At 70.0% G+C, this 14,026-nt stretch carries 12 protein-coding genes and 1 pseudogene; 5 read left to right on the forward strand and 8 right to left on the reverse strand.

Annotated elements, in window-relative coordinates; translation table 11 throughout:
- Nucleotides 1-112: 112 nt before the first annotated feature.
- Nucleotides 113-397: pseudogene (locus tag ABZS71_RS24000) on the reverse strand (tetratricopeptide repeat protein); the annotation flags it as partial.
- Between the two features lie 186 nt (nt 398-583).
- Between ABZS71_RS24000 and ABZS71_RS24005 the strand changes: the two are divergent.
- Both ABZS71_RS24005 and ABZS71_RS24010 read left to right on the forward strand, forming a co-directional pair.
- Nucleotides 584-1,006, forward strand: coding sequence for a hypothetical protein (locus ABZS71_RS24005; protein WP_355853968.1), 423 nt, complete (start codon nt 584-586; stop codon nt 1,004-1,006).
- Nucleotides 1,007-1,180: 174 nt separating this feature from the next.
- Nucleotides 1,181-2,071 carry a fused MFS/spermidine synthase gene (locus tag ABZS71_RS24010; protein WP_356213412.1) on the forward strand — a complete coding sequence of 297 codons (891 nt, stop codon included), beginning with the start codon at nt 1,181-1,183 and terminating at the stop codon, nt 2,069-2,071.
- Nucleotides 2,072-2,081: 10 nt separating this feature from the next.
- Here the strand turns inward: ABZS71_RS24010 and ABZS71_RS24015 are convergent, their stop codons facing one another.
- Nucleotides 2,082-2,630, reverse strand: coding sequence for a hypothetical protein (locus tag ABZS71_RS24015; RefSeq protein WP_356213415.1), 549 nt, complete (start codon nt 2,628-2,630; stop codon nt 2,082-2,084).
- A 42-nt stretch (nt 2,631-2,672) separates the two neighbouring features.
- Here ABZS71_RS24015 and ABZS71_RS24020 point away from each other — a divergent pair, with 42 nt between their 5' ends.
- Both ABZS71_RS24020 and ABZS71_RS24025 read left to right on the forward strand, forming a co-directional pair.
- On the forward strand, nt 2,673-3,374 hold the full coding sequence (locus ABZS71_RS24020) for a response regulator transcription factor (RefSeq protein ID WP_355853977.1): 702 nt from the start codon (nt 2,673-2,675) through the stop codon (nt 3,372-3,374).
- Nucleotides 3,371-4,762 carry a HAMP domain-containing sensor histidine kinase gene (locus tag ABZS71_RS24025; RefSeq protein ID WP_356213418.1) on the forward strand — a complete coding sequence of 464 codons (1,392 nt, stop codon included), beginning with the start codon at nt 3,371-3,373 and terminating at the stop codon, nt 4,760-4,762. Before ABZS71_RS24020 ends, ABZS71_RS24025 begins: the two co-directional genes overlap by 4 nt.
- 39 nt (nt 4,763-4,801) lie before the next feature.
- Here ABZS71_RS24025 and ABZS71_RS24030 read toward each other — a convergent pair whose 3' ends face one another.
- Complete coding sequence (locus ABZS71_RS24030; RefSeq protein ID WP_356213421.1) at nt 4,802-5,761, reverse strand: SGNH/GDSL hydrolase family protein; 960 nt, start codon at nt 5,759-5,761, stop codon at nt 4,802-4,804.
- A gap of 227 nt (nt 5,762-5,988) precedes the next feature.
- Here ABZS71_RS24030 and ABZS71_RS24035 point away from each other — a divergent pair, with 227 nt between their 5' ends.
- Nucleotides 5,989-7,065 (forward strand): chitinase, encoded by a 1,077-nt coding sequence (locus ABZS71_RS24035; RefSeq protein ID WP_356213424.1) that lies wholly within the window; start codon nt 5,989-5,991, stop codon nt 7,063-7,065.
- A gap of 102 nt (nt 7,066-7,167) precedes the next feature.
- Here ABZS71_RS24035 and ABZS71_RS24040 read toward each other — a convergent pair whose 3' ends face one another.
- From ABZS71_RS24040 to ABZS71_RS24060, 5 genes are all read right to left on the reverse strand, one after another.
- Nucleotides 7,168-8,832 (reverse strand): cytochrome bc complex cytochrome b subunit, encoded by a 1,665-nt coding sequence (locus ABZS71_RS24040; RefSeq protein WP_356213427.1) that lies wholly within the window; start codon nt 8,830-8,832, stop codon nt 7,168-7,170.
- Between the two features lie 168 nt (nt 8,833-9,000).
- Nucleotides 9,001-10,431, reverse strand: coding sequence for a GH1 family beta-glucosidase (locus ABZS71_RS24045; protein WP_356213430.1), 1,431 nt, complete (start codon nt 10,429-10,431; stop codon nt 9,001-9,003).
- 112 nt (nt 10,432-10,543) lie between these two features.
- Complete coding sequence (locus tag ABZS71_RS24050; protein WP_356213433.1) at nt 10,544-11,446, reverse strand: carbohydrate ABC transporter permease; 903 nt, start codon at nt 11,444-11,446, stop codon at nt 10,544-10,546.
- 18 nt (nt 11,447-11,464) lie between these two features.
- The gene (locus ABZS71_RS24055; RefSeq protein WP_356213436.1) at nt 11,465-12,481 is read right to left on the reverse strand and encodes a sugar ABC transporter permease; all 1,017 of its coding nucleotides are present in this window, start codon (nt 12,479-12,481) and stop codon (nt 11,465-11,467) included.
- Nucleotides 12,482-12,486: 5 nt separating this feature from the next.
- Nucleotides 12,487-13,833, reverse strand: a complete 1,347-nt coding sequence (locus ABZS71_RS24060; protein ID WP_356213439.1) for an ABC transporter substrate-binding protein — start codon at nt 13,831-13,833, stop codon at nt 12,487-12,489.
- Nucleotides 13,834-14,026 lie beyond the last annotated feature (193 nt).

Genomic DNA, 14,026 nt, shown 5'->3' on the forward strand with positions numbered 1-14,026 from the left:
CACGCCCCTAGCGGGCCAGTTGGGCGCGTGGAGCTGGTCGTGCTGCTGCGTCGGCGCGTCCGCTCCTCGGGCGGGGGTGGCTCAGCGAGGCGGTACCCGCGCCGGCACCCGCACGCGCGCCGTGGCCCCTTACCGCTTCGCGCGGGGCGAAGCCCAGATCCGTAAGGGTGCGGTCGGGGAACATATGGCGGAAGACGCGCTCGTACGCGTAGTTGGGACATCGGATCGCGCCGGACTCGACGCGGCCGATATAGCGGGCGTCGCAGGAGACCTGCTCGCCGATCTCGCGGGCGGCGCGGCGTACGGATGCCGCGAACTCGGAGGGGGAGAGCTGTCCACGGATCCGCCGGAACGCGGTGTTCGGCCGGGGGGACGAGGGCTCTGGAAGCGGCGTCATAGAAGCCTCTCCCTCTGTGCTGCCGGGTGGGCGGGGGAGAACCGTACCGGCTGTGAGATCCGCGACACTCGAAGATTCCCGGCAAAAGACACATAAGGCCCGCGATCTGCCATGAACTGCCATCCTTTACGGCGGCATTCGGCCGTAGCCGTTGACACCGCCGCGCGTTGAACCAGATGCAACCCGATGAAGAGGGAGGCCGGAGTGGACATCAGCCGCTCACGGACGACTGCCCAGCATCTCCCGCGCCAGGACTGCGATCTCGTCACCGTGCCGGCCCGTCAGGGGCTGGAGGCGGTGGACATCCTGCGCCGTGCGTGCGACGGCCTCGGCCCCGTACTGCATGACAACACCTGCGACACCCTCGGCTTCCTGGTGCCGCCCGGCACCGCGGACGGCTGGGATCTGCCGGGCAGCGCGTGCACCCAGACGGCCGGGCGCGGTACGCGCATAAGCACCGCTGCCGCGGACGCCGGGCCCCCGGGCGTCGGCGCCGGCTGGCTGGTGCCGCCCGACGCCGCGTACACCGTCGCCACCGACCCCGCCGAACTACGGGCGGCGCTCGGCGAGGCGGCCCGCACCATCGAGGCCGTCGACCGCTGCCAGTAGCCACCGGCATCGGCACCCGCACCGGCACCGGCACCCGCACCGGCACCGGCACCCGCACCGGCACCGGCACCCGCACCGGCACCGGCACCCGCACCGGCACCGGCACCCGCACCGGCACCGGCTGCCAGCAGCCGTCGACACCGGCTGTCGGTGGCCCGCCGCATACTGGGACACATGGCGAAAGGCACGAAGAAGCGAGCGGCGCGCGGGCGCGCGGCGGCGCGGGGGCGCATCCCCGAGCCGGCCACCGCACCCGTCGACGGGGGGCTCGCCGAGCTCGTGCCGGACCGGGACCGCCCCCGCGGCTGGATGCTGCTGCTGGACGGCAAGCCGCAGTCGCATGTGGATCTGGACGACCCCGGGTATCTCGACTTCGAGTACCAGCGCAGGCTCGGCCATGTCGCCGATCTCGCCGCCCCGCCCGGCCGTCCGCTGCACGCCGTCCATCTCGGCGGCGGCGCCTTCACCCTGGCCCGCTACATCGCGGCGACGCGGCCCCGCTCCACCCAGCAGGTGGTCGAGATCGACGCCCCGCTCGTCCAGTTCGTCCGGCGTGAGCTGCCGCTGGACCCCGCTCATCGGATACGGGTGCGCGGCGCCGACGCACGGGCCGGTCTGGCCAAGGTGCCCGACGGCTGGGCCGACCTGATCATCGCGGATGTCTTCAGCGGGGCCCGTACCCCCGCGCATCTCACCAGTGTGGAGTTCCTGGGCGAGATACGGCGGGCGCTGCGCCCCGACGGGCTGTACGCCGCGAATCTGGCCGACGGCCCGCCGCTGGCCCATCTGCGGGCCCAGATCGCCACCGCCCGCGCGGCGTTCGCCGAGGTGTGTCTGACCGCCGACCCCGCCGTGCTGCGCGGCCGCCGTTTCGGCAACGCCGTACTGCTGGCCGCCGACCGCGCGCTGCCGCTGGCCGAGCTCACCCGCCGGGCCGCCGGGGATCCGCACCCCGCGCGGGTCGAACACGGGCGCGCGCTCGCGGACTTCACGGGCGGCGCGGCTCCGGTCACCGACGCGACCGCCGCACCCTCCCCGGCTCCGCCGCCCGCCGTCTTCAGCTGACCGAAGCCCCTTAGTGCTCGTCCACGCGGACCTGGGGCGGGCCGTCGTGCCAGGTGCAGAAGACGGTGGTGGTGTCCGCGCCGGAGACGAAGTCCACCCGGATCCACTCGCTCTGCTTCCATACCTGCATCTGCCAGCCGCCGTCCGGTGTCGCGGAGACCAGCTCCGCCCAGGAGTCACGGATGTCGAAGACGGCCCGGCCGCCCTTGGCCGGATAGCTCCGTACGTCACCGCCCGCCTCCGCCGGCTCCGGTGTGCGCTTCTGCTCCGGCTCCGGCCTGGGTTTCGCGGTCTGGGTCGGCGTCGGCGTCCGTGCCGGCCCGGGTGACACCGACGACGGACGGGACGGCGAAGCCGCCGACGGCGACGGCGGCTTGGGCCGGTGCGTCGAGGACGACCAGGGGTCGGTCGAGGACCCGGCACCGTCCGCGATCGGCAGCGCGCGCGGCGGTTCGTACGCCGTGCCGGTCAGCACCGTACGCACGCCGTACCACGACAGCGCGACCGCGGCACCCGTGGCCAGCATCCACGCCAGACATTGGACCAGACCTCTTCGCATCTTCCTCATCCTGTCCCACCCGAATGGCGTACGGTGCCGCTCATGGCAAGTGTGCTTGTGGTCGAGGACGACCAGTTCGTGCGCTCAGCCCTCATACGGCAGTTGTCCGAGGCGTCCCACACGGTACGCAGCGTCGGCACCGCCCTGGAGGCGTTGCGGGAAGTCGCGCACATCGGATTCGACGTCGTCATCCTGGATCTCGGCCTGCCCGATCTGGACGGCGCGGAGGCGCTCAAGATGCTGCGCGGCATCACCGATGTGCCGGTCATCGTCGCGACCGCGCGGGACGACGAGGCCGAGATCGTCCGGCTGCTCAACGACGGCGCCGACGACTATCTGGTCAAGCCGTTCTCCGTGGCCCATCTGTCCGCCCGGATGGCCGCCGTACTACGGCGCTCACGCGGCGGCGCGGCGGGCGAGGCGCCGCCCTCGGCGGTGCTGCGGGTCGGCGGGCTCACCGTCGATCCACTGCGCCGGCAGGCCGTGCTGGACGGCGTGGCGCTCGATCTCACCCGCCGGGAGTTCGATCTGCTGGCCTTTCTCGCCGGGCGCCCCGGCGTCGTCGTCCCGCGTAAGGAACTCCTCGCCGAGGTCTGGCAGCAGTCTTACGGCGACGACCAGACCATCGATGTCCATCTGTCCTGGCTGCGCCGCAAGCTCGGTGAGACGGCCGCCCGCCCGCGCTATCTGCATACGCTGCGCGGGGTCGGGGTCAAGCTCGAGCCACCGGCGGAGCACGCGTGAGATGGGCCCTGGTCAAGGTCTGCCTGGCCGTCACCGCGATGGTCGTCGTGGCCTTCGCGGTCCCGCTCGGCCTCGTCGTCAAGGAGCTGGCCCGGGACCGGGCGTTCGCGGACGCCGAGCGGCAGGCCGCCGCGATCGGCCCGGCGCTGGCCATCACCACCGAACGGGGGCGGCTGCAGCGCGCGGTCGCCAGCACCCAGGCGGGCGGCGACGGCCGGATGGCGGTGCACCTCCCGGATGTGCCGGGCGACCGCGGCAGCGGCTACGACCTCGGTAAGAGCCGGGCGGGCAAGGGCCAGGTAGCTACCGCGCGGCGGCTCGGCCGCGCCTCCGTCTCCGGTGTCCCCGGCGGCTACGCCCTGCTTCAGCCGACCGCGCTGAGCACCGGCCGGGTCGCGGTCGTGGAGGTCTATGTCCCGCGTGCCGTGGTCACCAGCGGCGTGACCACCTCCTGGCTGGTGCTCGCGGGCGTCGGTCTCGCGCTCGTCGTCGGCGCGGTCGCTACGGCCGACCGGCTCGGTACCCGGCTGGTGCGCCCGGCCGAGCGGCTGGCCGGGGCCGCCCACGACCTCGGCCAGGGCGAGCTCGGCGTCCGCGTCCCCGAGGACGGCCCGGCCGAACTCCGCTCGGCCGCCGCCGCGTTCAACGCCATGGCCGACCGGGTCGTCCAACTCCTCGCCGGGGAGCGTGAGCTGGCCGCCGACCTCTCCCATCGGCTCCGCACCCCGCTCACCGTGCTGCGCCTCAACGCCGCCTCGCTCGGCGAGGGGCCGGCGGCCGACCAGACCCGCGCCGCTGTCGCCCAACTGGAGCGCGAGGTCGACCAGATCATCCGTACCGCGCGCCAGCAGAAGTCGCACACCCCGTCCGGCTGCGACGCCTCCGAGGTGATCCGGGAGCGGATGGACTTCTGGTCCGCGCTCGCCGAGGACGAGGACCGCACGGTACGGCTGGCCGGCGTCGACCGGACCGTACGGGTGCCGGTCGGGCGCCCGGAACTCGCCGCCGCGCTCGACGCGCTGCTCGGCAACGTCTTCCGGCACACCCCCGAGGGCACCGCGCTGGCGGTGGACGTCCACGATGGCGGGGCCGCTAGCAATGCAGTGATCGTGCTGGTCTCCGACGCCGGCCCCGGCATCGCCGACCCGGACGCGGCGCTGCGCCGCGGCCACGGCGACGGCGGCCCCGGCTCGACCGGGCTCGGCCTGGACATCGTGCGCCGGGTCGCGGAGTCGACCGGCGGCGATCTGCGGATCGGGCGGTCGGTGCTGGGCGGTACGGAGGTACGGATATGGCTCTCGCTGAACGGCGGCGGGCCCGCACGCGGCGGGGAGCGGCGGCGCGGCCGGAAGAAGACGCGCAAACGGGCGGGAACCGCACCCGGCTGAGGCCAAATGCGATTCCGTACGGGGCTGGGTGGGTCCGCGTCAGCCGGCCAGGATCGCTTCCTCGATATGGGCCGCGGCATTCTGGTGCCCCATGGCGTTGGGGTGCACCATGGCGGGCTCGGTCGGGAACGTGGTGAAGATGCCCTCCACCCACTTGCCCGCGTCGCAGACGCTGTGCCGGCGGGAGGAGTGGTAGAGGTCGACGAAGGTGTCACCGTGCTCATGGGTGGCCTGTTCGATGACGGCGTTGAGCGGCTCCAGGACGTCCGTCCGCAGCCAGTCCAGGTCGCCACGGGTGATCGAGGCGAACTGCTCCCAGTCGTTGTACCGGCACTTGCCGGTGTCCTGGGGGACGATGGTGGGGTTGCCGACACTCAGGACCTTGGCGGACGGTCCCCGCGCATGGATGGCGCCGAGCATGTCGCCGTACTCCGTGCTCACCTTCGCCAGCCGCTCGGGGATGCTGTCGGCCAGCTCGTCCCGGCATGGCGTCCCCACCCCGCCGCTTCCCTGGTCCAGTTGCAGGCAGTTGAAGAGGATCTCGCCGAATCCGAGGGTGTTGCCGCCGGCGCCGACGGTGACCACATCAGTGTCCGGGGCCACTGCCTCGGACTGGGGAGGCACCGGGGGGAACGGATAGTCCGGGTCCTCGGAGAAGGGCGGGAGGTGGTGCCCGATCGGCTCCTGCGACCTGAAGGAGACGTTCTCGATGGTGGCGTTGCCGCAGCTGACATTGGTCAGTTGGACCAGTGAGCCGAGGTCGCGATCGACGATCTGCGGATAGGACTGGTCGGTGCGCTCGCAGCCGTCGCGAGGGACCTCGAAGGTGTCGCCGGCCGCCTTGATGGCTCCGGCGGTGTACGAGTCGCCCAGGGCGACCCATTCAAGGCGCGGTGCGGCAGACGGGGTGGCGCCGGCCGACTGCGCGGGAAGGAAAGCGCCGGCGGCGAGCGCCACGACCGAGCCCACCACGGCCAGCCGAGTGCGGATATGTGCCATGAAACCTCCAGATGTACGGCGGACGCTGCGTGACGACCGTACGGCGCGCCGATCGACGCGCGGTCGTGGCGCGGTCGTTGGAGGATTAATCGCCGCCGATGCGTTCCTTAAGGGAGCCATAAGATCCGTGCCCACTGCACGGATCCTGCCGTTTGTCGGAATTCCGGTCGCTAGCGTGCTGCCCGCACCACCACCCCCCACCCCCGCACACCAGAGGCAGGCACGACATGGGCAGCACGCACCGTCGCAAGGCGAGCCGGACCACCAAGGTGATCGGCACGTCCGTTGCCGCCGTCGTGGCCGGCGGCGCGGCGTTCGCGCTCAGCGGGGCGGCGAACGCCGGGACCGTCTCCGAGAAGCCGGCCGCCTCGGCCAAGGTGGCCAAGGCGGCCAAGGCGGCCACGGCGGCGGACGCGGGCTTCGCCCCGTACATCGATACCTCGCTCTACCCCGCCTTCGACATGGTGGGCACCGCCAAGAGGACCGGCGTCAAGGAGTTCAACCTCGCCTTCGTCACCTCCGGCGGCGGCTGTACGCCCAAGTGGGGCGGCGTCACCGACCTCGGCAGTGACGCCGTCGCCGGGCAGATCGACCAGCTGCGCTCGGCCGGCGGTGACGTCCGGGTCTCCTTCGGCGGCGCGTCCGGCTCCGAGCTGGGCCTGGCCTGCTCCTCGGCGGATGAGCTGGCCGCGGCCTACGGCAAGGTCGTTGACACCTTCAAGCTCACCAAGGTCGACTTCGACATCGAGGGCGGCGCGCTCCCGAACACGCAGGCCAACACGCGCCGCGCCCAGGCCATCGCCGCGCTCCAGAAGAAGAACCCCGGTCTGGACGTCTCCTTCACCCTGCCCGTCCTCCCCACCGGCCTTACCCAGGACGGGGTGAGCCTGGTCGCCGACGCCAGGAAGAACGGGGTGAAGGTCTCCGCCGTCAACATCATGGCGATGGACTACGGGCCCTCCTTCGACGGCGACATGGGCCAGTACGCGATCGACGCGGCCACGGCGACCCAGGGGCAGATCAAGGACGCCCTCGGGCTGAGCGACGAGGCCGCGTGGAAGGCCGTCGCCGTCACCCCGATGATCGGCGTCAATGACGTCAACACCGAGATATTCAAGGTGGACGACGCCTCGCAGCTGGTCGAGTTCGCCAAGTCCAAGGGCCTGGCCTGGCTGTCCATGTGGTCCGCGACCCGCGACAAGCAGTGCCCCGGCGGCGCCCAGAACTCCGCGTCGCCGACCTGCAGCTCGATCGAGCAGGGCGAGCTGGCGTTCACCAAGGCTTTGGCCGCGTACCAGGGCTGACCGCCCCCGGAATCCCCCCGATCGCCACCCCCCACAGCACCCCCACACGGCGGGGCGCGGACGGACTCCCCCACCCGCCGCGCCCCGCCGTTCCGTGCGCCCCTACTGAGGCTGGCGTTCTTCCTCGTGCTGGTGTTCCTGGAACTCCTCCTTCGAGGGCTTGGAGACCTGTCCGCCCGCGCCGAAGTAGAAACAGGTCAGCCAGGCGCGCAGTTTCTCCTTGCGGGACAGCCTCCGGGCGACCCCGCCCTCGTCGACCGCCGGGGGAAGTTCCATGGGCTCGTACTGTTCGTAGGCGGTCAGCGTGTACCGCTCGGCCGGTGACAGCGGCTCATGCAGCTCGACGTACTCGCCGTGCGGCAGCCGCTGGATGATGCCGGTCTCGCGGCCGTGCAGCAGCTTCTGCCGGTCGCGCCACTGGAGGCCGAGGCAGATCCGCTTGGTGATGATGAACGCCACGACCGGAGCCACGAAGAAGCCGATCCGGCAGGCCCAGGTGATCGCGTTGATCGACAGATGGAAGTGCGTGGCGACGAGGTCGTTGCCGCCGCCGATCAGCAGGATCGCGTACAAGGTGATCCAGGCGACGCCGAAGGCGGTGCGGGTCGGGGCGTTGCGCGGGCGCTGGTTCAGATGGTGCTCGCTCTTGTCGCCGGTGACCCATGCCTCCAGGAACGGATACATCCAGATGACGAGCAGCACCATCGGAAAGATCATGAAGGGGATGAGGACGCCCAGGACGAGGGTGTGGCCCCACAGATTGATCTCCCAGCCGGGCATCAGCCGGATGAGCCCCTCGGAGAAGCCCATGTACCAGTCGGGCTGGGCGTCGGTGGACACCTGGTCGGGCCGGTAGGGGCCGTAGGCCCAGACCGGGTTGATCTGGGCGATGCCCGACATCAGGGTGGTGACACCGTAGACGAGGAAGAAGAACCCACCGGACTTGGCCACATAGACCGGCCACAGGGGCGGTCCGACGATGTTCATGTTCGTCCTGCCGGGCCCGGGGTGGTGGGTGTGCTTGTGATAGACGAGCAGAATCATGTGGAGCGCCAGCAGACCGAGCATGATGCCGGGGATCAGCAGCACATGGACGGTGAACAGCCGCGGCACGATGGACGTTCCGGGGAACTCTCCGCCGAAGAAGAAGAACGACAGATAGGTGCCGACGACCGGGATCGACAGGATCGCGCCCTCCATAAAGCGGAGCCCGGTGCCCGAGAGGAGGTCATCGGGGAGCGAGTAGCCCATGAATCCGTCGAACATGCCGAGAATCAGCAGCCCGGCACCGGAGAGCCAGTTGATCTCGCGCGGCTTGCGGAAGACCCCGTTGAAGAAGGTCCGCATCATATGGAGGAGCATGCTCGCGATGAAGAGGATCGCCGCCCAGTGGTGGACCTGCCGCATCAGCAGCCCGCCGCGCACATCGAAGCTGATGTGCAGGGTGGACTCGTACGCCTGAGACATCCGGATGCCCTGCAGCGGCGTCCAGCGGCCGTGGTAGACGACCTCCCGCATGGCGGGCTCGAAGAACAGGGTGAGGTAGACCCCGGTCAGAATGATGATGACGAAGGTGTAGAGGGCGATCTCGCCGATCAGGAAGGACCAGTGATCCGGGAAGACCTTCCGCAGATTGGCCTTGGCCGCTTTGTAGAGGCCCACCCGCCCGTCGAACCAGTCGGCGAGCTTCTCACCCTTTCCGGCAGGCGTGGCCCGACCGGAGTCGTCTTCGCGGTCTCTCTGGCGGTGCCCCGGAAGTGCTCTCATGTCTCAATGGATTACCAGCCCCTCGTCCTTTCCACCCCCGTCGGCGGGCATCGGTCCTCCCGATGGCGGAAATGTTGAAGGAATACGTGGGAAAAATCGGGGGTGAGGATTACGGCGGCTCCGCCCGCTCCCCATGGCGGGTGGAGCCCCGTTCGGGGGGGCTGCCGGCTAGCCGTTCGGCAGCTCTCCCGTGCGCGCCACCTCCGCGTACCAGCGAGCGCTGGACTTGGGGACGCGGGCCTGGGTCGGATAGTCGATGTAGACCGCGCCGAAGCGCTTGCTGTATCCGTACGCCCATTCGAAATTGTCCATGAGCGACCAGAGGAAGTAGCCGCGCAGCTCGGCGCCGTCCGCGATGGCCTGGTGGGCGGCGGCCAGATGGGCGTGGAGGTAGTCGATCCGGTCCGGGTCGTGGACGGCGCCGTCGGCGTCCGGCTTGTCGTCGTACGCGGCGCCGTTCTCGGTGATGTAGAGCGGGACGCCCGGGGCCTCGCGGGTGTAGCGCATCAGCAGGTCGTGCAGTCCGGTCGGGTCGACCGTCCAGCCCATCTCGGTGCGCTCGCCCGGCGTCTGGTGGAAGGCGACGCGCTCGGAGCCCGGCCAGGGGGAGTGGGCGCTGGCGCCGTGGCCGTCATGGCGGGCGGGGGATCCGTCGTTGTCAGTGCCGGCTGATACCAATGACGGTGTGTAGTAGTTGATGCCCAGCGCGTCGAGGGGGTGCTTGATGACGGCCAGGTCGCCATCGCGGACGAAGGACCAGTCGGTGATAGGGGCGGTGTCCTCGATGAGGTCGTTCGGGTACCCGCCGCGCAGCAGCGGACCGCTGAAGACGCGGTTGGCGAGCGCGTCGATACGCCGCTGAGCGTCCAGGTCCTCCGGCTTGTCGGTGAGCGGCCGGACCACCGCCGGGTTGAGGCTGATGGCGATCTGGGCGCGGGCCGGCAGCGCGGCGCGCAGCGCCTGGGCGGCGAGGCCATGGGCGAGGTTGAGATGGTGGGCGGCGCGCAGCGGGGCGAGCCGCTCGGTGCGGCCGGGGGCGTGCACCCCCGAGCCGTACCCGAGGAAGGCACTGCACCAGGGCTCGTTGAGGGTGGTCCAGTACTCGACGCGGTCGCCGAGCGCCTCCGCCATGATGCCCGCGTACTCGCCGAACCGCTTGGCGGTGTCGCGCTCCGGCCACCCGCCGCCCGCGGCGGAGCCGCTGTTGAACCGGGACTCCAGCTCCTGGGGAAGGTCCCAGTGGTAGAGGGTCACGACCGGCTGGATCCCCGCGGCCAGGAGCTCGTCCACCAGCGAGCGGTAGAAGTCGAGCCCGCGCTGGACGGCCGGTCCGCGGCCGGTGGGCTGCACCCGTGACCAGGAGACCGAGAAGCGGTACGCGCCCAGGTTGAGGTCGGCCATGAGCCGGACGTCCTCGCGGAAGCGGTGGTAGTGGTCGACGGCCACATCGCCGGTGTCGCCGCCGAGCACCTTGCCGGGGGTGTGGCTGAAGGTGTCCCAGATGGACGGGGTGCGGCCGTCCTCCTGTGCGGCGCCCTCGACCTGATAGGCGGCCGAGGCCGCGCCCCACAGGAATCCGGGCGGGAAGGAAAGGGTCATGGAAGCGCTCCCATTCGAGGTCGTGGTGCGGGGAGGAAGGGAGGACAGGGAAAGGGAGAACCGTGCGGGGGAGGGCGGGGAGGAGAAGCGGGGGAGGGCGGTGGCGGCCGGCTCAGCCCTTGACCGCGCCCTGCATGATGCCCCCCACGATCTGCTTGCCGAAGAGGATGAAGGCGATCAGCAGCGGCAGCGTGCCGAGCAGCGCCCCCGCCATGATCACCGACTGGTCGGGGATATAGCCACGGCCCAGACCGGCCAGGGCGACTTGGACGGTGGGGTTGCCGGTCTGAGTGAGCGCGATGATCGGCCAGAAGAAGTCGTTCCACGCCTGGACGAAGGTGAGCATCCCCAGCACGGCCATGGCCGGGCGCGCCGCTGGGAAGACCACATGCCAGATGATCCGCAGGCTGCTCGCGCCGTCCACCCGGGCGGCCTCGATCAGCTCGGTCGGCAGCGCCTGGCTCAGGTACTGCCGCATGAAGAACACCCCGAAGGCGCTGACCAGCGTGGGCAGGATGACGGCCTGCAGCCGGTCGGTCCACTCCAGCTTGGCGATCACCATGTACAGCGGTACGGCGCTGAGCTGGGGCGGCACCATCATCGTCCCGATGGTGAGCACCAGCAGCAGGTTCTTGAACCGGAAGCGCAGCTTGGCGAAGGCGAAGCCGGCGATGGTGGAGAAGAGCACGGTGCCGGCCGCGATGGTGCCCGCCACCACCGTCGTGTTGAGCAGCGCGGCGCCCATATTGGCGTCGCTCCATGCGGTGTCCAGGTTCGTGAAGAGGTTTCCGCCGAACCAGAAGGGCGGCGGGGTCTCGGCCAGCCGGGTGTTGGTGCGGGAGGCGGCGATGGCGGTCCACACCAGCGGGAAGAGCGAGCCCAGGGTGAACAGGATCAGCACGGCGTAGGTGATCCTGCCGCCGTACAGCTGCCGGCCGGCTCGGTTGCGGCCTTTGCCGGCCGGGGGCGTCACGGTCGGTGCGGGGGCCGGTCGGGGAGACACGGTGGCGGTCATGGTGGTCCCTCGTCTCCCTTACTGGCTCTTCCGCAGCCGACGCCCGAGCAGCCAGTTGGCCGCGGCGATCAGCAGCAGAATCAGGAACATGGTCCAGGCGATGGCCGAGGCCCGGCCCAGGTGCAGATTCACCCAGCCCTGCTCGTACAGATACAGGCCCAGCGTCTGGAACTGGTGGTCGCCCCCGCCGGTCGCCCCCGCGCTGCCGTTGAACAGCAGGGGCTCACCGAAGAGCTGGGTCGCCCCGATCGTGGACACCACGACGGTGAACAGGATGGTGGGGCGCAGCGAGGGGATCGTGACATGGAGGAACTGCTGCCAACGCGAGGCCCCGTCCAGCGCCGCCGACTCGTACAGATCGTGCGGCACGGCCTGCATCGCGGCCAGGTAGATCAGCGCGTTGTAGCCGGTCCAGCGCCAGATCACGATCGTGGAGACCGCGAACTGCGAGGTCCAGGTGGAGTTCTGCCAGTCGATCCGATCGATGCCGATCGAGCCGAGCGCCCAGTTGATCATGCCGTAGTCGCGCCCGAAGAGCAGCACGAACACCAGCGTCGCGGCGGCGACCGAGGTGGCGTACGGCGTGAGGACGGCGACCCGGAAGAACATCGAGCCGCGCAGCTTGTAGTTGAGCAGATGCGCCAGCCCGAGGGCCATGAGCAGCTGCGGCACGGTGGAGATCAGCCCGATGGTGAACGTGTTCTGGAGCGCGTTCCAGAAGAACTCGTCGTCCCACAGCCGGGAGAAGTTGCGCATCCCGACCCACTCCATCTGGGTGGGATCGGTCAGCTCCACGCGGTGCAACGAGGCCCAGCCCGTGTAGAGCAGCGGGAAGAGTCCGAAGGCGGCGAAGAAGACGAAGAAGGGGGCGACAAAGGCGTACGGACTCCACCGCACGTCCCAGCGGTGGCGGCGGCTGCGCCAGGTGCGCCGCCGCTGCTCCTTGGGATCGAGGGGCGCCACGGCGGTGGCGCCGCGCGGGGCCGCGCCCCCCTGCCCTGCGGGGGGCGCGGCGTTACCGGAGGGTGCTGTCATTCCGGTCACTGGTCCAGTGCGTTGTCGATCGTCTTGGTCGCGGCCTTCCAGCCCTGCTCAGGGGACTTGCCCTGCTGGTCGACCTGGAGGAGGCCGATATCCGTGATGTTCTGGTAGATGATGCCGTCCTTGGGCCCCAGCACCTGGACCGGAATGCCCTTGGCGGCCTGGGCGAAGATGGTGCCGATCGGCGCGTTGTCGAAGTAGGGGTGCTTGGCGTTCGCCACATCGGGCAGGGAGTACGTCGCCTGGGCGCTCGGCCAGCTTCCGCGCTTCGCGAACAGCTTGGCCTGCTGCTCGGGCGCGGTCAGCCAGGCGGCGAGCTTGGCCGCTTCCTCCGTGTGCTTGCCCGCCTTGGGCACGCCGAGGAAGGACCCGCCCCAGTTGCCGGGCTTGGGCGCGGCGGTGACGTCCCACCTGTTCTTCGCCTTGGCCCCGGCCTTCTCCTGGATGTAGCCGAGCATCCAGGGCGGGCAGGAGACGGTGGCGAATTTTCCGTTCGCGTACGCCTGGTCCCAGGTCTTCTGGAACTGCTGCAGCTTGGCGGTCAGCTGCCCGGTGGCCGCCTTGGTCGCGATGTTCCAGGCGTTCTTGACGGCCGGGCTGTCCTTGTAGATGAGCTTGCCGCTCGTGTCGTAGTAGCGCTCGGCGCTGCCGGAGATCACCGCGTTGTAGACACCGCCGGCCGAGTCGACGAAGGCCGTGTCGCTCGGGGCCTTCTTCATGTAGGTCTTGCCGGCCTCCAGGTACTTGTTCCAGTCGCCGGCCCACAGCTGCGCGACCTTCTCCCGGTCGGTGGGCAGCCCGGCCTCCTTGAAGAGGTCCTTGCGGTAACAGATCGCCATGGGGCCGATGTCGGTGCCGAGGCCGATCACCTTGCCGTCCTTCGTGGATCCCTGCTGCCACTTCCAGTCAAGGAAGTTCTCCTTCTTGACCCCGTCTGTCTTCGAAAGGTCAATGAACTTATCCGCCTGGGTCTGGGCGACCTCGGTGACATTGGCGATCTCGATGCCCTGGACGTCCGCGAGACCGCTGCCCGTGCTCAGGTGGTTCAGCAGCTGCGGGTAGTAGTTCTCGTTGCGCTCGATCACCGTTTGCTGGATCTTGATGTCCGGGTGGAGCTTCATGTACTCGTCGTAGAGACCGGCCTCCTGGAAGCCGAAGGTGCCGAAGAGGCCCATGGTGATCGTGGTCTTGCCACCACCACCGCCACCACCACCGCCCCCACCGCCGGACTTGCCGTCCTTGTTGTCGCCGTCGTCGGCGCAGCCGCTGAGCAGCCCGGCGCTTAACGCGGCGATGGCCGCGAGGGCCACCGCTCTGCCGCGGTACGTACCAGTGCCTCTGCGCATTCCGTCCTCCTGGCGTCCTGACGTACCGCTCCCGGCCAAAAGGTGCATATACATGGGACTTTGAGATGGATCGGCGCGGGCGGGCAACGTGTGGGTTGTGTATGGCCCAGCTACTGTGGGAGCGCTCCCAGCTGTGATGTGTTGAAGGGTTGCGGCTCCCCGCTGGGGTGTCAAGGGAGTGCGCTGAACAACT

Source organism: Streptomyces sp. NPDC005393, assembly GCF_040606675.1.
Classification (GTDB): Bacteria; Actinomycetota; Actinomycetes; order Streptomycetales; family Streptomycetaceae; genus Streptomyces.

Bases quoted from the DNA above. Each gene is read 5' to 3' on its own strand.
- ABZS71_RS24005 (WP_355853968.1), top strand. From the start codon at position 584: ATGAAGAGGGAGGCCGGAGTGGACATCAGCCGCTCACGGACGACTGCC.
- ABZS71_RS24010 (WP_356213412.1), top strand. From the start codon at position 1,181: ATGGCGAAAGGCACGAAGAAGCGAGCGGCGCGCGGGCGCGCGGCGGCG.
- ABZS71_RS24015 (WP_356213415.1), bottom strand. From the start codon at position 2,630: ATGCGAAGAGGTCTGGTCCAATGTCTGGCGTGGATGCTGGCCACGGGT.
- ABZS71_RS24020 (WP_355853977.1), top strand. From the start codon at position 2,673: ATGGCAAGTGTGCTTGTGGTCGAGGACGACCAGTTCGTGCGCTCAGCC.
- ABZS71_RS24030 (WP_356213421.1), bottom strand. From the start codon at position 5,761: ATGGCACATATCCGCACTCGGCTGGCCGTGGTGGGCTCGGTCGTGGCG.
- ABZS71_RS24035 (WP_356213424.1), top strand. From the start codon at position 5,989: ATGGGCAGCACGCACCGTCGCAAGGCGAGCCGGACCACCAAGGTGATC.
- ABZS71_RS24040 (WP_356213427.1), bottom strand. From the start codon at position 8,832: ATGAGAGCACTTCCGGGGCACCGCCAGAGAGACCGCGAAGACGACTCC.
- ABZS71_RS24045 (WP_356213430.1), bottom strand. From the start codon at position 10,431: ATGACCCTTTCCTTCCCGCCCGGATTCCTGTGGGGCGCGGCCTCGGCC.
- ABZS71_RS24050 (WP_356213433.1), bottom strand. From the start codon at position 11,446: ATGACCGCCACCGTGTCTCCCCGACCGGCCCCCGCACCGACCGTGACG.
- ABZS71_RS24055 (WP_356213436.1), bottom strand. From the start codon at position 12,481: ATGACAGCACCCTCCGGTAACGCCGCGCCCCCCGCAGGGCAGGGGGGC.
- ABZS71_RS24060 (WP_356213439.1), bottom strand. From the start codon at position 13,833: ATGCGCAGAGGCACTGGTACGTACCGCGGCAGAGCGGTGGCCCTCGCG.